The organism is Streptomyces sp. SJL17-4 (assembly GCF_036826855.1).
In the GTDB taxonomy this organism is placed as follows: Bacteria; Actinomycetota; Actinomycetes; order Streptomycetales; family Streptomycetaceae; genus Streptomyces.
In genome coordinates, this window is sequence record NZ_CP104578.1 from 5,913,264 (window position 1) to 5,932,098 (window position 18,835).

15 protein-coding genes are annotated in these 18,835 nt (G+C 71.9%); 10 read left to right on the top strand and 5 right to left on the bottom strand.

All coding sequences use genetic code 11. The features are described 5' to 3' along the window. The first annotated feature begins 102 nt into the window (after window positions 1-102). From N5875_RS26515 to N5875_RS26555, 9 genes are all read left to right on the top strand, one after another. Window positions 103-1,695, top strand: coding sequence for an ABC transporter substrate-binding protein (locus N5875_RS26515; protein WP_338496570.1), 1,593 nt, complete (start codon window positions 103-105; stop codon window positions 1,693-1,695). A 72-nt stretch (window positions 1,696-1,767) separates the two neighbouring features. Beyond that, on the top strand, window positions 1,768-2,718 hold the full coding sequence (locus N5875_RS26520; RefSeq protein ID WP_318211058.1) for an ABC transporter permease: 951 nt from the start codon (window positions 1,768-1,770) through the stop codon (window positions 2,716-2,718). A 3-nt stretch (window positions 2,719-2,721) separates the two neighbouring features. Then, window positions 2,722-4,689, top strand: coding sequence for a dipeptide/oligopeptide/nickel ABC transporter permease/ATP-binding protein (locus N5875_RS26525; protein ID WP_338496573.1), 1,968 nt, complete (start codon window positions 2,722-2,724; stop codon window positions 4,687-4,689). After that, window positions 4,686-5,705: an ABC transporter ATP-binding protein gene (locus N5875_RS26530; RefSeq protein ID WP_338496575.1), complete on the top strand. Its 1,020-nt coding sequence runs from the start codon at window positions 4,686-4,688 to the stop codon at window positions 5,703-5,705. The genes N5875_RS26525 and N5875_RS26530 overlap by 4 nt, the downstream gene beginning before the upstream one ends. Beyond that, window positions 5,702-6,631, top strand: a complete 930-nt coding sequence (locus N5875_RS26535; protein ID WP_318211055.1) for a dihydrodipicolinate synthase family protein — start codon at window positions 5,702-5,704, stop codon at window positions 6,629-6,631. The genes N5875_RS26530 and N5875_RS26535 overlap by 4 nt, the downstream gene beginning before the upstream one ends. After that, window positions 6,628-7,530 (top strand): ROK family protein, encoded by a 903-nt coding sequence (locus N5875_RS26540; RefSeq protein WP_338496578.1) that lies wholly within the window; start codon window positions 6,628-6,630, stop codon window positions 7,528-7,530. Before N5875_RS26535 ends, N5875_RS26540 begins: the two co-directional genes overlap by 4 nt. Then, window positions 7,527-8,231 carry an N-acetylmannosamine-6-phosphate 2-epimerase gene (locus tag N5875_RS26545; RefSeq protein WP_318211053.1) on the top strand — a complete coding sequence of 235 codons (705 nt, stop codon included), beginning with the start codon at window positions 7,527-7,529 and terminating at the stop codon, window positions 8,229-8,231. The genes N5875_RS26540 and N5875_RS26545 overlap by 4 nt, the downstream gene beginning before the upstream one ends. A 94-nt stretch (window positions 8,232-8,325) precedes the next feature. Continuing rightward, window positions 8,326-9,744, top strand: a complete 1,419-nt coding sequence (locus N5875_RS26550) for a sialate:H+ symport family MFS transporter (protein WP_338496580.1) — start codon at window positions 8,326-8,328, stop codon at window positions 9,742-9,744. A gap of 204 nt (window positions 9,745-9,948) precedes the next feature. Next, complete coding sequence (locus N5875_RS26555) at window positions 9,949-11,976, top strand: exo-alpha-sialidase (RefSeq protein WP_318211051.1); 2,028 nt, start codon at window positions 9,949-9,951, stop codon at window positions 11,974-11,976. Between the two features lie 363 nt (window positions 11,977-12,339). Here the strand turns inward: N5875_RS26555 and N5875_RS26560 are convergent, their stop codons facing one another. Further along, window positions 12,340-14,397: a phospholipase C, phosphocholine-specific gene (locus tag N5875_RS26560; protein WP_338496582.1), complete on the bottom strand. Its 2,058-nt coding sequence runs from the start codon at window positions 14,395-14,397 to the stop codon at window positions 12,340-12,342. 232 nt (window positions 14,398-14,629) lie between these two features. Further along, window positions 14,630-15,046, bottom strand: coding sequence for an organic hydroperoxide resistance protein (locus N5875_RS26565; RefSeq protein WP_318211049.1), 417 nt, complete (start codon window positions 15,044-15,046; stop codon window positions 14,630-14,632). Between the two features lie 123 nt (window positions 15,047-15,169). Between N5875_RS26565 and N5875_RS26570 the strand changes: the two genes are divergently transcribed. Further along, window positions 15,170-15,652, top strand: coding sequence for a MarR family transcriptional regulator (locus N5875_RS26570; protein WP_318211048.1), 483 nt, complete (start codon window positions 15,170-15,172; stop codon window positions 15,650-15,652). Between the two features lie 45 nt (window positions 15,653-15,697). Here N5875_RS26570 and N5875_RS26575 read toward each other — a convergent pair whose 3' ends face one another. The 3 genes from N5875_RS26575 to N5875_RS26585 form a co-directional block, all read right to left on the bottom strand. Continuing rightward, window positions 15,698-17,179, bottom strand: coding sequence for an MFS transporter (locus tag N5875_RS26575; RefSeq protein ID WP_318211047.1), 1,482 nt, complete (start codon window positions 17,177-17,179; stop codon window positions 15,698-15,700). Next, window positions 17,176-17,871 carry an NAD(P)H oxidoreductase gene (locus tag N5875_RS26580; protein ID WP_338496585.1) on the bottom strand — a complete coding sequence of 232 codons (696 nt, stop codon included), beginning with the start codon at window positions 17,869-17,871 and terminating at the stop codon, window positions 17,176-17,178. The genes N5875_RS26575 and N5875_RS26580 overlap by 4 nt, the downstream gene beginning before the upstream one ends. 132 nt (window positions 17,872-18,003) lie before the next feature. After that, window positions 18,004-18,771, bottom strand: coding sequence for an SDR family oxidoreductase (locus N5875_RS26585; RefSeq protein ID WP_338496586.1), 768 nt, complete (start codon window positions 18,769-18,771; stop codon window positions 18,004-18,006). Between the last annotated feature and the right edge of the window lie 64 nt (window positions 18,772-18,835).

Sequence of the window (18,835 nt, forward strand, 5' to 3'; positions counted from 1 at the left end):
ACCCCTCTCCCTCGTCCAGCTACGTTCACACGCTATCAAGGAGTCGGACATCAGACGTCCGACTTTGCTTCTTCCGAGTGAACGTCGTCCTAGGAGGACCCCGTGTCGCAGCGGACGCCCGCAAGATTCCCTCGCCGCAGTTTCCTGCGCTACGCCGGCGCCATCGGCACGGCGGCCGTTCTGACCGGCACCCTCGCCGCGTGCGGCGGTCCCGCCTCCACGGGTTCCGCGACCGGATCGGGCGGCAACAGCAGCACGATCGAGGCCGGCATCTCGTACGCGCTGTCCACGGGATTCGACCCGATGACGGCGTCCGGTGCCACCCCCGTCGCCGCGAACACGCATGTCTTCGAAGGCCTCGCCGACCTCGACCCGGCCACCCTGGTCGCGCGCCCCGCGCTGGCCACCGCCCTGCCGACGCAGGTCGACGCGACCACCTACCGGGCGACCCTGCGCGCCGGCGCCACCTTCCACGACGGCTCCCCGGTGACCGCCGAGGACGTGGTCTTCAGCTTCGAGCGCATCCTCGACCCGAAGAACGCCTCACTCATGGCGCAGTTCCTGCCGTTCCTCGACAAGGTGAAGGCGGTCGACGCCAAGACGGTCGAGTTCAAGCTCAAGTACGCCTTCGACCTGTTCCCCTCCCGGGTCACCGTCGCCAAGATCGTCCCGAAGAAGCTGGTGCTGGCCGACCCCAAGGGCTTCGACGCCAAGCCGGTCGGCTCCGGTCCGTACCGCCTGGTCTCCGCCACCAAGGAAGACAAGATCGTCTTCGAGGCGTACGACAAGTACAACGGCCGCAACAAGGCCAAGGCCAAGACCATGACCTGGCGGCTCATGTCGGACCCTGCCGCCCGGGTGAGCGCCCTGGAGTCCGGCCGCGTCCAGGCCATCGAGGACGTGCCCTACATCGATGCCAAGCGCCTGTCCGAGAAGGTCACCGTCGACTCGGTGCAGTCCTTCGGCCAGCTCTTCATGATGTTCAACACCCGGCAGAAGCCCTTCGACGACAAGCGCGTCCGCCAGGCCCTGCACTACGCGCTCGACGTCGACAAGATCATCAACACCGCGATGATGGGCAACGGCACCGCCGCGCAGGGCTACCTCCAGACGACCCACCCCGACTTCCACAAGGCCTCCACGGTCTACACCTACGACCCGGTCAAGGCGAAGAAGCTCCTCGCCGAGGCCGGCGTGAACAACCTCTCGATCGAACTGCTCACCACCGACACCGGCTGGGTCAAGGACATCGCCCCGCTGATCAAGGAGAGCCTCGACGCGGTCGGTGTGAAGACGACGCTCGACATCGGCCAGGCATCCGCCCAGTACGCGAAGGTCGACGAGGGGCAGTTCCAGGTCCTCGTCGCGCCGGGTGACCCCTCGGTCTTCGGCAACGACCCCGACCTGCTGATGCGCTGGTTCTACGACGGCACCTGGCCGACCAAGCGGTTCCGCTGGGACGGCAGCGCCCCGGACAAGCAGGTCCGCGGGCTCCTCGACCAGGCCGCCCGCAGCTCCGACGAAGCCGAACGCAAGCGGCTGTGGGGACAGGTCACCGACATCATCGCCGACGAGGCCCCGATCTACCCGATCCTGCACCGCAAGCTGCCCACCGCCTGGAACGACAAGGCGCTGCCCGGGTTCAGCGCGCTGCCCACCACCGGCATGTCGTTCCTGAACGTCGGCCGTTCCTGACCGGGCCCGGGCCGGCCCGCCCCGTGTCCCGGGGCCGGCCCGGGTTCCCCTCCAACCGCTAGGAACCGAACGATGGTTGTCTTCCTCCGGCTCGCATTGCGCCGCATCGCGATCATGCCGGTGATGATCCTCGGCATCACCCTGCTGGTCTTCGTGGTGCTGCAGTTCTCCCCCGCCGACCCCGCGTTCAACGCGCTCGGCGACGGCGCCACCCCCGAGGCCCGCGCCGCGTTCGCCGAGGAGCACGGGCTCAACGACCCACTGCCCCTGCGATACATGGACTTCCTCGGACAGCTGCTGCAGGGCGACCTCGGTGTCACCATGCCGCCGAGTCAGCCGGTCGCCGACCGGATCGCGATCGCGCTGCCCGTCACCATGCAGCTCACCGCCCTCGGCCTCGTCCTCGCGATCGTCCTCGCCGTCGCCATGGGCGTCACCGGCGCCGTGCAGCGCGACCGCTGGCCCGACCAGGTCACCCGGGTGCTGTCGATGGCCGGTATCGCGATCCCCTCGTTCTGGCTCGGGGTCGTCCTCATCCAGCAGTTCGCCCTGAACACCCCCGTCTTCCCGACGGGCGGCTACGTCAATCCGGCCGAATCCTTCTCCGGATGGCTGCAGGCCATGGCCCTGCCCGCGATCTCCCTGGCCATCCCCGTCGCCGCGTCGCTCGCCCGACTCATCCGGACCTCGATGGTCGCCGAGCTCGACCGCGACTACGTCCGCACCGCGACCGGCAACGGCCTTCCCCGGGCCCTGGTGATCCGCGGGGTCCTGCGCAACGCCCTGGTCACCCCGCTGACGGTGCTCGGCATCAAGGTCGGCTACCTGCTCAGCGGCGCCGTCGTCATCGAGACGATCTTCGACCTGCCCGGTATGGGCAAGCTCATCCTCGAAGGAGTCACCGGAGGCGACACGGCCCTCGTCCAGGGCACCGTGCTCACCATCGCCCTCGCGTTCCTGGTCGTCAACGTCATCGTCGACCTCCTGTACCTGCTGGTCAACCCCCGTATCAGGACGGTGTGACGCATGTTCACCGGTCGCCTCGCCCAGAGGCTCTCCCGTCCCGGCATCCGCTTCCGAGCACTGCCGGTCACCTCCCGCATCGCCGTCGGCATCCTGCTGCTCGTCCTCGCGGCCGCCGTCCTCGCGCCGCTGTTCGCCGCCGACCCGCTGGCCACCGGCGCGCCGGTCCAGGGGCCCGGCGCGGAGCACTGGTTCGGCACCGACCGCGTCGGGCGCGACGTCTTCTCCCGGGTCGTGTACGGCGCCCGCTACTCGCTCCTCATCGGCCTCGGCGCCACCGCCCTCGCGGTCGTCGGCGGAGCGCTCCTCGGCGCACTGGCCGCCACCTCCCGCAAGCTCGGCGACGAGTCCGTGATGCGCACCCTCGACGTCGTCATGTCCTTCCCCCCGATCGCGCTGGCCGCCGTCCTCGTGGCCGTCTTCGGTCCCAGCGTCCCCGTCATCATCGGCACCATCGCCTTCGTCTACGTGCCGTCCCTGGCCCGGGTCGTCCGCGCCAACGTCCTCTCCCAGTACGGCGAGGACTACGTGGCCGCAGAGCAGGTCATCGGTGCCCGCCGCGGCCACATCGTGCTGAGGCACGTCGCCGTCAACTGCGCCGCACCCGTGATGGTCTTCGCCACCGTCCTGGTCGCCGAGGCGATCACCTTCGAGGCGAGCCTGTCCTTCATCGGCGCCGGCGTGCAGGACCCCGACCCCAGCTGGGGCAACGTCCTGGCGTACGGACGCCAGATCCTGCTCTCCGGCGGCTGGTGGGCCACCTTCTTCCCCGGCGTGGTCCTGCTGATCACCGTCCTCGCGCTGAACATCCTCTCCGAGGGACTCACCGACGCCTCCGCCGCCCCGAAGACGGCCCGCACGGAGGACGGGAACACCAAGCGAGAGGCCGGCCGCCCGGCGGCGGAGCCCGGGGCGCGCGAGGAGATCGACGCCGCGCTCGCCCGGCTCGCCGAGGTCGTCCGCACCACTCCGCCGACCGCCCGGCCCGTGGCCGGCGACGCCGACGAGCTGCTCGTCGTCAAGGACCTCGCCATCCGCTTCCCGGACCGGTACGGCGACGTGAAGGTCGTCGACGGCATCTCCTTCACCGTCCGCGAGGGCGAGACCCTCGGTCTCGTCGGCGAGTCCGGCTGCGGCAAGTCCATCTCCAGCCTCGCCGTCATGGGTCTGCTGGCCCGCAACGCCGAGGTCTCCGGCAGCATCGAGTACCGCGGCCGGAACCTGCTCACCATGGACCGCAAGGAGCGGCAGGCGCTCGCCGGGCCCGAGATCGCGATGGTCTACCAGGACGCCATGTCGTCCCTCAACCCGTCGATCCTCGTGGGCAAGCAGCTGAGCCAGCTCACCTCGCGCGGCGGCACCCGCACCCCGGCCGAGCTCCTGGAGCTCGTCGGCCTCGACCCGAAGCGCACGCTCCGCAGCTACCCGCACGAACTGTCCGGCGGCCAGCGCCAGCGCGTCCTCATCGCCATGGCGCTCTCCCGCAGCCCCCGGCTGCTCATCGCCGACGAGCCGACCACGGCCCTGGACGTCACCGTCCAGGCGCAGGTGGTGGAACTCCTCGTCCGGCTCCGCGACGAACTCGGCTTCGCCATGGTCCTGGTCTCCCACGACCTCGCGCTCGTCGGTGACCTCTCCCACCGGGTCGCGGTCATGTACGCCGGTCAGCTCGCCGAGGTGGGCGACACCCGGTCGGTCCTCCAGGCTCCCTCGCACCACTACAGCCGAGGTCTGCTCGGCTCGGTCGTCTCCCTGGAGGGGGGCGCGGACCGGCTCCACCAGATCCACGGCGTGGTCCCCGCCCCGAAGCGGTTCGGCGCCGGCTGCCGGTTCGCCTCGCGCTGTGACGCGGTCACGGAGCTGTGCCGTACGACGCCGCCGGAACCGACCGCGTCCGCCGGCCGGACCCACGAGTACGCCTGCCATCACCCGGCGGCGATCGCCGACCTTCAGAAGGAGGCGGTCCGATGATCCGCCTGGAGAACATCCACGTCCGGCACAAGGCCCGCGGCGGCGGACTGTTCCGCCACGACTCGGTCCACGCCCTGACCGATGCCTCATTGGAGGTCGCCCAGGGCGAGATCGTCGGCCTGGTCGGCGAGTCCGGCTGCGGCAAGTCGACCCTCGCGCGCGTGCTCACCGGCCTCCAGAAGCCCACCGAAGGCACGGTGCACTTCCGTGGCGAGGACCTGTGGCGGATGCCCGCCGCCCGCCGTCGCAAGGAGTTCGGTTCCTCGGTCGGCGTGGTCTTCCAGGATGCCTCGACCGCGCTCAACCCCCGCATGTCCGTGGGCCGCATCCTCCGCGACCCGCTCGACGTCCACAAGCGCGGCACCGAGCAGCAGCGCGAGGAGCGCGTCGAGGAACTCCTCGACCTCGTCGGCCTCCCCGGACACACCCTGCGCGCCCTCCCCGGGCAGCTGTCCGGCGGTCAACGCCAGCGCGTCGCGATCGCGCGGGCGCTCGCCCTGGAGCCCGACGTCATCGTGGCCGACGAGCCGACCTCCGCCCTCGACGTCTCCGTCCGCGCCCAGGTCCTCAACCTGCTCGTCGACCTGCGCGCCCGGCTCGGCCTCGGCATGGTGTTCATCTCGCACGACATCCAGACCGTGCGCCACCTCTCCGACCGCCTCGCCGTCCTGTACCTGGGGCGCATCGTCGAGGAGGGCCCGGCCCGCGCGGTGTCGGCCGCCCCCGCTCACCCGTACACCGAGGCCCTGTTCTCCGCGACACCGAGCCTGCTGGAGCACACCGAGCGGATCATCCTGACCGGCCCGGTGCCCTCGGCGGTCAACCCGCCCAGCGGCTGCCCGTTCCGTACCCGTTGCTGGAAGGCGGACGACGACTGCGCGACCGGCTTCCCGGCCGCGGGAAGCACGGCGGACGGCCACAGCTGGCACTGCGTCCACCCCTTGACGGGCGGCGCCCCCTCTTCTTCCCTCCCCCGTTCCACATCCCCCGCACACATCGCCAGGAGCACGTCGTGAACGCCCGTACCCCCCGCTTCACCGGAGTCATCCCGCCCGTGGTCACCCCCCTGACCGCCGACGGCGAGATCGACACCGCCTCCCTGGAGCGGCTCGTCGGCTTCCTCGTCGAAGGAGGGGTGACCGGCCTCTTCGCCCTCGGCAGCTCCGGCGAGACCGCGTACCTCACCGACACCCAGAAGGACGTCGTCGTCGACACGATCGTCGGCGCCACCGCCGGTCAGGTCCCCGTCGTCGTCGGCACGATCGAGCAGACCACCAACCGCGCCATCGAGCGGGCCAAGGCCGCACTCAAGAGCGGGGCGGACGCCGTCGTCGCCACCGCCCCCTTCTACACCCGCACCCACGAGACCGAGATCGACCGGCACTTCCGGCTCCTCGCCGACGCCGTGGACCTGCCGCTGCTCGCCTACGACGTACCGGTCTGCGTCCACAGCAAGCTGTCGACCGACCTGGTGCTGCGGCTCGCCGCCGACGGCGTCATCGCCGGCATCAAGGACTCCAGCGGCGACGACGTCGGCCTGCGCTACCTCTGCCTCGGCGCCCGGGAACTGCCGGACTTCTCCGTCCTCACCGGCCACGAGGTCGTCGTCGACGCCATGCTCCTCGGCGGCGCCGACGGCGCCGTGCCCGGCCTCGGCAACGTCGACCCGCACGGCTACGCCCGCCTGGACCGCCTCGCCGCCGCCGGCGACTGGACGGCGGCGAAAGCCGAACAGGACCGCATCGCCCGGCTCTTCGAGATCGTCACGGTCGCCGCACCGGGCACAGCCTCGGCCACGGCGGGCGGCCTCGGCGCGTTCAAGACCGCGCTGAAGGTCCGCGGGATCATCGACACCAACGTCGTCAGCCCGCCGATGCGCCCGCTCGACGCGGCCGAGACCGCGCGGATCGCGGAGATCCTGGAGCGGGCGGGGCTGCGATGAGCCCGGTCGCCGGAATCGACATCGGAGGCACGAAGACCGCCGCCGGTCTCGTCGACGCGAACGGCACCCTGCTCCGGCGCCACACGCTGCCGACCCCGGCCGCGGACGGCCCGAGGGCCGTGGTCGCCGCCGCCGTACGGGCCGTGCGGGAGCTGGGGGAGCCGGTCGCGGCGGTCGGCGTCGGCAGCGCCGGCGTCGTCGACCCGGCGACCGGCCGGATCGTCTCCGCCACCGACGCCCTGCCCGGCTGGGCCGGGACCGAACTGCGCCGGGACCTGGAACAGGCACTCGGCGTCCCCGTCTCCGTCGACAACGACGTCCACGCCCACGCCCTGGGCGAGGCGTGGCTCGGTGCCGCCGCCGGCCGCCGTCACGTGCTGCTCGTCGCGGTCGGTACGGGAATCGGGGGCTCGCAGCTGATCGACGGCCGGGTGCACCACGGCGCGCGGTCAGTGGCCGGTCACGCCGGTCACGTCCCCGTGCCGTCGGCCGTCGGGGTGCCCTGCACCTGTGGCGCGTCCGGTCACGCGGAGGCGGTGGCGAGCGGCCCCGCGCTCCTTGCCGCGTACGCGCGCCGCGGCGTGGCCCCTGCCTCATCCCTGGCCGAGGTGTCGGCCAGGGCCGGGGCGGGCGACCCCGCGGCCCGGCACGTGCTGCGGACCGGGGCCAAGGCATTGGGCGAGGCGCTCGGCGGGATCGTCAACATGACCGACCCCGAGCTGGTCCTCGTCGGCGGCGGGGTCGGCAACTGCGGCCCGGAATGGTGGGAGCCGCTCCGGGACGCCTTCGCGGCCGAGCTCCTGCCGCCGCTCAAGGACGTGGAGCTGCGGCCGGGTTCGCTCGGCGGCGACGCGGCGGTCCTCGGCGCGGCCCGCCTCGCCTGGGAGGCCGTGCGATGAGCGACCGTACGGAAAAGGCGGCGGTGCTCTCCCGGCTGCGGGGCGCCCTGATCGTGTCCTGCCAGGCCTATCCGGGCGAGCCGATGCGTGACCCGGACACCATGCGCCGGGTGGCCATGGCCGCACGCGACGGTGGTGCCGACGGCATCCGCGCCCAGGGACTCGACGACATCCGGGCGATCCACGGCGCGCTCGACCTGCCGCTGATCGGCCTGTGGAAGGACGGGACGGAGGGCGTGTACATCACCCCGACGGCCCGTCACGCCCTCGGTGTCCTGGAGGCCGGAGCGGACATCGTCGCCCTGGACGCCACCGACCGGCCCCGGCCGGACGGCCGGACGGTGGCCGCGTCCATCGACGCGGTGCGAGCGGCCGGCGGCCTCGTGATGGCCGACGTGTCCACGTACGAGGAAGGGGTACGGGCCGCCGAACTCGGCGCCGACCTCGTGGGCACCACGCTGTCCGGGTACACCCCGGCCACGTACGACCGCAAGGCCTCGGGCCCGGATCTGGAGCTGGTGGAGCGACTCGCGGGTGCGCTGGACGTGCCGGTCGTCGCCGAGGGCCGGATCCACAGCCCGGCGCAGGCGGCCCGCGCCCTGGAACGCGGGGCGTACGCGGTGGTCGTCGGCACGGCGATCACCCACCCCACCACCCTGACCGGGTGGTTCGCGGCCGCCGTGGCGGAGGGCCGGGTCTGATCCCGTCGCCGACGCCACGGTCTGGTTCCGTCGGCGACGTCATGGGGCGTGGCCCTCCCGGGCGGAGAGGGCCACGCCCCTCATGCTGTCCACCGTGAACCGCGCCACACGAGACCCGCGCCCCTGGTACCGGCAGATCGGACGTGCCCGCTGGAAGGCTTTCGGAGGCGCGTGGATCGGCTATCTCCTGGACGGTTTCGACTTCGTCCTGATCACCCTGGTGCTCACCGAGGTGAGCGAGGAGTTCGGTCTCGAACCCGTGGCGGCGGCGAGCCTGGTCTCGGCGGCGTTCATCACCAGGTGGCTCGGGGGTGCCGTCCTGGGCATGGTCGGTGACCGGTACGGCCGCAGGACGGCCATGGTGATCAGCATCTGGCTGTTCTCCCTGGGCACCCTGGCGTGCGGCTTCGCGTGGAACTACGAGAGCCTGTTCGCGGCGCGGCTGGTGATCGGGCTCGGCATGGCGGGCGAGTACAGCGCGAGCGCGACCTACGTCATGGAGAGCTGGCCGGCCCGGCTGCGCGGCCGGGCCAGCGGCTTCCTGATCTCGGGCTACTCGATGGGCACGGTGCTGGCCGCCGAGGCCTACAGCGTGGTCGTGCCCGAGCACGGCTGGCGCTGGATGTTCTACCTCGGCGTCCTGCCGGTCGTCGTGGCGCTGTGGGTGCGGCGCGCGCTGCCGGAGGCGGAGCACTGGGAAGAGGCCGTCGCGGAGACGGCGACCCGGCCGAGCCCCTTCCGGCCCTTGCTCGCGGACCGGCGGCGGGCGGTGGTCAACGCATTCCTCGCGGCGGTGGCCCTGGGGGCGCTGTTCGCGGTGTTCGCCGGACTGGCGGGCGGCGCGACGGCGGCTCTGTCGGTCCTGGCGGGCGCGGTCATGGTGGCCTTCGCGGTCCAGCTCGGCGGCCGACGGGGGTGGGTCCTCCATCTGGCCCTGATCGGCACGGTGTTCGCCGCGTTCCTCTACAGCTGGCCGATCCAGGCACTGCTGCCCACCTACCTGAAGACCGAACTCGGCTACACGCCGGAACAGGTGGCTCAAGTCCTCTACTACGCCGGTTTCGGCACGATGGCGGGCTGCTGGCTGTCCGGGTTCACCGGAGACCGGTTCGGGCCCTCACGGGCATACGCGTGGACGCTGCTCATCTCGCTCGCCTTCGTCTTCCCGGTCTTCGCGGCAGGCGACGACCTGCGGTTGCTCGGGGTGCTGCTGTTCGTGCTCCAGGCCCTGAGCTTCGGCATCTCGGGACTGCTGCCGCGCTACATCGGCGGGCACTTCCCGACGGAGCGGCGGGCCGCCGGGCTGGGGTTCACGTACAACGTGGGTGCGCTGGGCGGTGCGGTGGCGCCGGTCCTCGGGGCGCGGCTGGCCGAGGACATGGCGCTGGGGACGGCGCTGGCGGTCCTGACGTCCGGGCTGAGTCTGGTGGTGGTCGTGCTGGTGGGCTTCGACGTGCCGAGGCGGTTGCACAGGCGGATCGATCCAGGGGCCGTCGATCACCTGGCCGGCTGAAGGGCGTCCGATGGACACATAAGGCATGTGACGTCTGATGTCCGATGCCTCGGTGACTCTAGAAGCCGCACCACCTCCCGGGCAAGGGGGCGAGGAGCGGATTCCTCTGTCGCGCACAGGGGTTGACGACCCATGGGCGGCGATCTAGGTTCACCCCAACGTCTGATGTCCGATGCCTCCCTGTCATCCGTTGTGGAGGTGTCGGTGAAAACCGCCCGTTCTGCTCCTCTTGTCCTTCTTCTGGCCCTGGGCGCCGGCCTCCTCGCCGCGCCACCGGTCCCGGCCGCCGAGTCCTCGTCCACCGCAGGGGCCGCCGCCGCACGCGAGCGCCGGCTGACCGCCGACGAACCGCTCTTCGAGAGCACCGTCCTCGCCACCTCCGGCCAGGGCGCGCACACCTACCGCATCCCCGCCCTGGACACCTTGCCCGACGGCACGCTCGTCGCCGCCTACGACCGGCGCAACGACAGCTCGGCCGACCTGCCCGGCAACCTCGACGTGATGGTCCGCCGCAGCACCGACAACGGCCGCACCTGGACCGCCCCCCAGGCGATCGCCGACTACGACGACGGCATCGGCGCGGGAGACCCCAGCGTCGTCGTCGACCGGGTCACCGGCCGGGTCTTCGTCTTCTACGCGTACGGCCCCCAGGGCATCGGCTTCTTCAACTCCGGCACCGGCAACGCCAACGACGCCACCGACTCCCTGCACGCCGACTACGCCTACTCGGACGACGGCGGCGTCACCTGGCGGACCCGCCGGATCACCCACGACATCAAGGACCCCGCCTGGAAGGGCATGTTCGCCTCCTCCGGCACCGGCATCCAGCTGTCGACCGGACGCCTGGTGCAGCAGTACGCCTTCCGGAAAGCCGACAGCAGCATCTGGGCGGCGAGCGCGTACAGCGACGACCACGGCACCACCTGGAAGATGGGCACCCCCGTCGGCCCGCTCATGGACGAGAACAAGACCGTCGAACTGGCGGACGGCCGGGTCATGCTCAACAGCCGTACGTCCAGCGCCAGGACCCGGCTCGTCGCGTACTCGACCGACGGCGGGATCACCTACTCCGCTCCCGTCCCGGACGACGAGCTGATCGACCCGACCAACAACGCCGCGATCCTGCGCTACGACGCCACCGCCGGCGCCGAGCGACCGGAATCCCACTGGCTGCTGTTCAGCAACACCGCGAGCACCACCACCCGTCACCGCCTGACCGTCAAGCTGTCCTGCAACGACGGTCTGACCTGGCCCACGTCCAAGGTCGTCGAGGCGGGCGGATCGGCGTACTCGACCCTCACCCGGCTCGCGGACGGCACCTTCGGCCTGCTGTACGAATCCGGGCCGTACCAGCGCATCACCTTCGCGCGGTTCAACGCGTCCTGGCTGGGCGTGGACTGCCCGATCGACCAGGGGTACCCGAAGCTCGCCGCACAGACCGCCGTCCTCGACGGGCTGCTCACGGCCGGCTCGCCGAACACGGTGGAGGTACGCGTCACCAACCACGGGCACCTCGCCAGCCTCCCCGGCACGGCGACGCTCGGCGTGCCCGCCGGCTGGCCCGGAGCGGCGGCGCAGCAGATCCCGGCGATCGCGCCCGGCGCCACCGCGGCGGTCCGCTTCCCGGTGACACCCCCGACGGGTACGGCCACCGGCGAGCAGGACTTCACGGTCGCCCTCCAGTCCGGCGCGGCCACGACCTCCACGACCACGAGGCTGCTCGTCGTCGGCGGAAGCATGGCCCTCGACAGGGCACTCGCGAAGGACTTCGACGGCACGACCTCGTACACCGATCTGACCGCGTCGCTGCCGGACGTCGCTCCGCTGACCCGCGGCGTGCTCACCGTACGGTTCCGCACCACGAGGGCGCCGGTCGCGGGGACCCTGCTGTCCGCCTCCGACACCACCGCGGCCTCGACCAACGTGACGCTTTCGCTCAACAGCGGTGTGCCGCACTTCGAGGCCCGCGTCGGCGGCGTCTACAGCGCGCGGCTCGACGGCACACGGTCGCTGGCCGACGGCCTCGACCACACCCTCGCGGTCGCCGTCACCGACTCCGGCACCACGCTCTACGCGGACGGCGTGCGCATCGCCTCGACCACGACCCCGTCACTCTTCGGACAGACCCCCGGCCTGAACGGTCTGTGGGCGGGGCGCAACGTCGACAACGGCGGCCCCCAGTGGCTCTACAACGGCCGCATCGAACGGATCACCGTCCACCGGGCGAACTGAGCACCCCTGGAGACGCCTGCCGCCGGACAGCCTCCGGCGGCAGGCTCCGAACCCGCCGCCCCCCACCGAAGAGGAACCACCGTGCGCGCAGACGCTCCATCCTTCTCGCCGTCGGCACGCTGACCGCCTCCCTTGCCACACCGCTCGGCCGGGCCCTCGCCACTTCGCGAGGCGTTCGCGCAGGCCCCGCCCGGCGAACGCGAGGGCGCCTTCACGCTCGGCGCCGGCCAGTGGGGTGTCATCGGCGCCGTCGTCCTGCCCTTCGGTGAACGGGAACGGGAACGGGAACGGGAACGGGAACGGGAACGGGAACGGACGAGGGCCGGTACGCGTCGGGGGACGCGCACCGGCCCTCGCCGCTGCTCAGTAGGTCAGGATGGCCGGGTCCGTCACGCCCGCCGCGCCCGTCTCCACATGGCCGGCGAACCGGCGGACGTAGTCGGCGACGGACGCCGAGGTGACCGTCACGTCGTACCAGTGCGCCGAGGCCGTCAGACCGACGGTGTGGGTCACCGTCGCACCCGTCGGGACGGAGACCGACTGCGGAGTGCCGCCGTACGCCTGGGTGACCGTCAGGGTGACGGCCGCCGACGTGCCGTTGGTGAAGGTGAGGTCCAGGTTGCCGGTGGTGGCGTTGTGGCGCGCCTTGACCTCGGGGACGACGGTCTTGCCGGGGGAGCGGAAGCGCCGCAGGAAGCCGTTGGGGCCGTGGACCGTGAGGTCGGTGACGCCCTTGGAGTACTTGGTGTTCCAGGTGTCGGCGATCGACTTCCCGGCCTCGGCCGTGTACGTCCAGGGGGCGTCGGTGCGGTTCGCCGAGGTCACGTAGAACTGGGCGCCCGCCGAGGCGCCGCCGCTGAAGGTGAGGCGGTAGGTGCCGGCGGTCGTGTCCGCGGCGCCGTCCACGGAGGGTGCGTACTTCAGCGGGCGGGTGCGCTTGCCGCCGGGCTCCTGGCGGGGCATCGTCCCGACGGCCGGGGCGGTGGCGAGGAAGTCGGGGTGGCGGTTCTTGTCCGGCGGGAAGTAGCCGGCGGTCGGCGGCAGCGGGGCGGCCTGGGTGTCCGTCCGCGAGAAGTCGAAGGCGGAGGTCAGGTCGCCGCAGACGGCCCGGCGCCAGGGCGAGATCTGGGGTTCCTGGACGCCGAAGCGCTGCTCCATGAAGCGGATGACCGAGGTGTGGTCGAAGGTCTCGGAGCAGGTGTACCCGCCCTTGGACCAGGGCGAGACGACGAGCATCGGGACGCGGGGGCCGAGACCGTAGGGGCCGGCGACGTACCCGGTCTTGCCGCCGAAGTAGTCGAGGGCGGTCGGGGCGGTGGAGAGGCCCTGCGCGGCGGAGCCGGGGGCGTACGGCGGGACGACGTGGTCGAAGAAGCCGTCGTTCTCGTCGTACGTGATGAACAGGGCGGTGCGGGCCCACACGTCCGGGTTCGAGGTCAGCGCGTCGAGGACCTGCGAGATGTACCAGGCGCCGTAGTTCGCCGGCCAGTTGGAGTGCTCGGAGAAGGCCTCCGGGGCGGCTATCCAGGAGATCTTGGGCAGCCGGCCGCCCTGCACGTCGGCGCGGAGCTGGTCGAAGAAGCCCTCGCCGGCCTTGGCGTTCGTGCCCGTGCGGGCCTTGTCGAACAGCGGGTTGCCGGGCTGGGCGTTGCGGTACGTGTTGAAGTACAGGAGCGAGTTGTCGCCGTAGTTGCCGCGGTAGGCGTCGTTGATCCAGCCCCAGGAACCGGCCGCGTTCAGCCCGTCGCCGATGTCCTGGTAGACCTTCCAGGACACCCCGGCCGCCTCAAGGCGCTCCGGGTAGGTCTTCCAGCCGTAGCCCGCCTCGGCGTTGTTGAGGACCGGGCCGCCGCCGGTGCCGTCGTTGCCGGTGTGGCCGGTCCACATGTAGTAGCGGTTCGGGTCGGTCGAGCCGATGAACGAGCAGTGGTACGCGTCGCAGATCGTGAACGCGTCGGCGAGCGCGTAGTGGAACGGGATGTCCTCGCGGGTGAGGTACGCCATCGTCGCCGGGGTCTTGGCCGGGATCCAGTTGTCGTACTTGCCCTTGTTGAAGGCGCTCTGGCCGCCCGCCCAGTCGTGGTTGAGGCCCTGGAGGAACTCCATGCCGAGCTTCGCGCTCTCCGGGCGGAAGGGCAGCGTGACCTTCCTGCCGTCCGACTGGTTCCAGACCGACTTCCCGCTGGGCAGGGTCACCGGGCGGGGGTCGCCGAAGCCCCGTACGCCCTTCATCGCCCCGAAGTAGTGATCGAAGGAACGATTCTCCTGCATCAGGACGACAATGTGCTCGATGTCCTGGATCGTGCCGGTGGAGCCTTGCGCCGGGATGGCGGCGGCGCGCGCGATGCTCTCCGAGAGCATGGTCAGCGCGGCGGTGCCGCCCGCGAGTTGAAGGAACCGGCGACGGTCGAGGTCGGCCATGGGGGAGTACTCCTCCGGGTCGGGACGGGTGCGGGTGGGGGTGCGCGTGCGGTGGCCGGCTGGACCGGCCGAGGGCGCCCCAAGGAGAGCGCCCGTGAACCACCGGCCGGGGGCCGTTCCATGACTGCCCGTCGTACGGCAGACGAATCCCCCGTGCCCGAACGGAAGAGCTCACAAGCGAACGCCCCCGGTGGTCGATGACCACCGGGGGCGTACACGAACCGACAGAGAACTACTCGACGACGAGGTCGACCTTGATGTTGCCGCGGGTCGCCTTGGAGTACGGGCAGAACGCGTGGGTCTTCTCCAGGAGGGACCGGCCCGCCTCGCCCTGGAGGTGGTCCGGGAACTCGGCGCGCATCACGACCGCGAGGCCGAAGCCGCCGTCCGCGGCGTCCTTGCCGATGGAGACCTCGGCGGTGATCGAGGCGTCGGAGATGTCGATCTTCTCCTGGCGGGCGACCAGGTTCATCGCGCTGGCGAAGCAGGCCGCGTACCCGGCGGCGAAGAGCTGCTCGGGGTTGGTGCCCTGACCGTTGCCGCCGAGGGCCTGGGGGTGGGCGAGGGGGAGGTCTATGTGGCCGTCGGAGCTGACGGCGCGGCCCTCACGGCCGTTGGCGGTGGCGACAGCGGTGTAGATCGCGTCCATGGTTTTCCGTTCCTGTCCTCGGGGGCGGTGTGCCGGGTGCTGCGGTGGCCCCCTATTAGTAGCGCACTATTCAGTTGTGCACAACTCAATCGCGTGTGAGCTGTCCTCGCGTATCCTGGAGCCATGGAGACGCTCGACACCGTCCCGGAAGAGGACTTCCTCCGGCTCGACCACCAGATCTGCTTCTCGCTGCACGCGGCGACCCGCGCGTTCAACGGCGTCTACCGCGAGGCGCTCAGGGAGCTCGGGCTCACCTACCCCCAGTACCTCGCGATGCTGGTGCTCTGGGAGCACGGCGAGCTGCCCGTGAAGGGGATCGGCGAGCGCCTCCGGCTCGACTCCGGAACCCTGTCCCCGCTGCTCAAGCGCCTGGAGACGGCCGGATACGTCGAGCGGCGGCGCAGCCCCGAGGACGAGCGGTCCGTCACCGTGCGCCCCACCCCGGAGGGGACCGCGCTGAAGGAGAAGGCCCGCGACGTGCCGCGCCGGATCGCCGCCGCGACGGGCCTCGACCTCGCCGACATCCGCGACCTGCGGGAACGCCTGGACGCGCTGGCCGCCCGGCTCGACAGCGTCGACCCGGACGACCTGAACATCTGCCGCTAGCCGCCGCCGCGCGGTGCGCGCGGCGGCGGCTGCTGGTTCCGGCGGTCAGGAGCGGGGGACCTTGCGGAGCAGGGTCAGGACCACCGCCGCCGTCACCAGGGCGAAGACCGCGCTCAGGGCCGAGGCCGAGTGGAGGGCCGTCGTGAACGCCTCCCGGGCCTGCTCCCGCAGCCCCTCGTCCGGCAGGGCCAGCGCCGCGCCGACACTCTCGTGGGCCGCCGCCGGGGCGTCCGCGGGGATGCCGCCCCGGTAGACGGCGACCGCCACACTGCCGGTGACCGCGATGCCCAGGGCGAGCCCCAGATCGTAGGCGGTCTGGCCGGTCGCGGCCGCCGCGCCCGCCTTCTCGGCCGGGGCGGAGCCGACCGCGAGGGCCGTCCCCAGGACGCTGATCGGGGCCGCGCCGAACATGATGACCGCGAGGCCGAGGGCGGCCACGGTCACCCCTTCGGCCAGGGCGATCACCGCGTACCCGGCCAGCGAGATCAGGAGCCCGCCGGCCAGCACGTACGCCGGGCGGATCCTCCGCGCCACGAAGGGGGTCAGCTGCGAACCGGCGATCAGACCCGCCGCTCCCGGCAGCAGCCACAGCCCGGCTTCGAGCGGCGGCAGTCCGGCGACCGCCTGGAGGTACTGCGGGACCAGGTACTCGACACCGTTGAGCGCGGTCATGCCCAGGAGCAGGGTGAGCAGCGCGCCGGTGAAGGCCCGGTTCCTGAAGAGCCGCAGGTCGAGCAGGGGGGACTCCAGACGGTTCTGGCGCCTGACGAAGAGGGCCGTGAACGTGAGCCCCAGGGCGAACGCGATCCCCGCCTCGGCCGTCGGGCCGTGCGCGGCGAGGGACTTGACGCCGTACACCAGCGGCAGGACCGCGAGGAGGAAGAGCAGCACGCTCGCCGGGTCGAGACGCCCCGGGTTCGGGTCGCGGTACTCGGGCAGCAGCAGCGGCGCCGTGACCAGGGCGATCAGCATGACCGGCAGGCCCATCAGGAAGACCGAGCCCCACCACCAGGAGGCCAGCAGCACGCCGCCGACGACCGGCCCGATCGCGAGCCCGACCGAGAGGGCGGTCACCCACATCGCGATGGCCGTGGCCCGCTGCCGGGCGTCCGTGAACATGTGGCTGATCAGGGCGAGCGTGGAGGGCAGGACCGCCGCCCCGGCGATGCCGAGGAGGGCGCGGGCCGCGATCAGCGTCCCGGCGTTCGGGGCGTACGCGGCGAGGACGGAGGCGAGCAGGAAGCCGGCCGAACCGGCCATGAGGAGCCTGCGGCGGCCGAGCCGGTCGCCGAGCGTACCCATGATCACGAGGGTGGCGGCGGTGAGGAAGCCGTAGATGTCGGTGATCCAGAGCAGCTGGGCGCCGCTGGGCCGGAGATCGGCCGACAGATACGGGGTGGCGAGCCACAGCACGCCGAGGTCGGCGGTCATCAGGGTGACGGGGAGGAGGAGGACGGCGAGTCCGAGCCACTGGCGGGCCCCGGCCCGGGGCGGTGTCGCGGTGCTCTCCGCGAGGGTCGTGGTCACAGGGCCGGCTCCTCGTTCACGGTGCTCTCGGTGGCGGTCGGCCCGGTGCTCGTCGCGGTGGTCGTCCCGGTGGTCGTCCTGGTGGTCGCGCCGAGAAGTTCCTCCGCCAGGGTCCGCTCGGCCTCGTCGAGCAGTTCGGCGACCCGCCCGGCGCGCAACTCCACCGGCATGCCGGAGAGTTCGGTGCCGTGCAGGACGCGGAGGGACGCGTCGGGGAGCCCGCAGTACTTCGCGATGCCGGTCACCAGCATCAGGCCGAGCGCGTCGGTCATGCCGAGCTGCTCGATCTCCTCGGACGTACCGCCCATCAGGGCCAGCCAGAGCAGCCGCTTCCCCGCCAGCCGGGGACGGCTCCGGCCGTACGCGAAGCCGTAGTTCCAGACCCGGTCGATCCAGCCCTTGAGGATGGCCGGCGGGGTGAACCACCACACCGGGAAGACGACCACGATGTCGTCGGCGGCCAGGATGCGGTCCATGTGGGCGTGGACCTCGGGGGAGTAGACCTTCTCGCGGTTCTCCCAGTCCGGCTCGTCCTCCGGGCGGAGCGCCGGGTCGAACCCCTCGGCGTACAGGTCGAGCACGTCGACGGTGCCGCCCTCGTCCTTGAGGCGGGCGTGCAGCCGGGCGGCGACCTGGGCGGTGAGGGAGTCGGTACGGGGGTGGGCGAGGACGAGGAGGGTGTGAGCTGCCATGACCGGGGGTTCCTTCGCGTGGGTGGGGGAGGGGCGTGGGCGCGTTCGAGGGGCGGGGCGGGTCCGGGGGGCGGGGCGGGGCGGGTCCGGGGTGGTCGCGGGCCCGCCCATGGGGGGCCGGCACCGGGGCTGTCAGAGGCCGAGGCCGGAGCCGCCGCTCGCGTCGATGTTCTGACCGGTGACCCAGCGGGCGTCGTCGGAGGCGAGGAAACCGACGACATCGGCCACGTCACCCGGCTGTCCCACCCGGTTGAAGACCGAGAACCCGGCGGCGTGCGCCTTGGCGGCCGGGTCGGCCATCCACGGGTGGATGTCGGTCTCGATCGTGCCCGGCGAGACCGCGTTGACCGTGATGTCCCGGGAGCCGAGGGTCTGGGCGAGGGTCAGGGTCAGCACCTCGACGGCGCCCTTGGAGGCGGCGTACGAGGTCATGCCCGGGAAGGCGACCTTGGTGACTCCGGAGGAGATGTTGATGATCCTGCCGCCGTCGCGGAGCCGGTCGAGGCCCTTCTGGATGATGAAGAACGGCGCCTTGGCGTTGACCGCGAACACCCGGTCGTAGTCGGCCTCCTCGACCTCGTGGATCAGACCGGGGCCGGCGATCCCGGCGTTGTTGACCAGGATGTCGAGACCGGGGTCGCCCTCGGTCTCCGCGTCGAAGGCCGCCCAGAGGGCGTCGGCGTCGCCGGGGACGCCCAGTTCGGTACGGACGGCGAAGGCGGAGCCGCCGGCCGCCTCGATCGCGGCGACCGTCTCCTTCGCGGCCGTCTCGTTGCCGGCGTAGTGGACGCCGACCCGGGCGCCGTCCGCGCCGAGGCGGAGGGCGATCGCCCGGCCGATGCCGCGGCTGCCGCCGGTGACGAGGGCGGTCTTGCCGGCGAGGGGCTTGTTGCTGCTCATGTCCTGCTCCCTGGTGGTTCGGTGTGTCGCTTCCTGCTGACAGGGATGACTCTGGCGGGCGGCT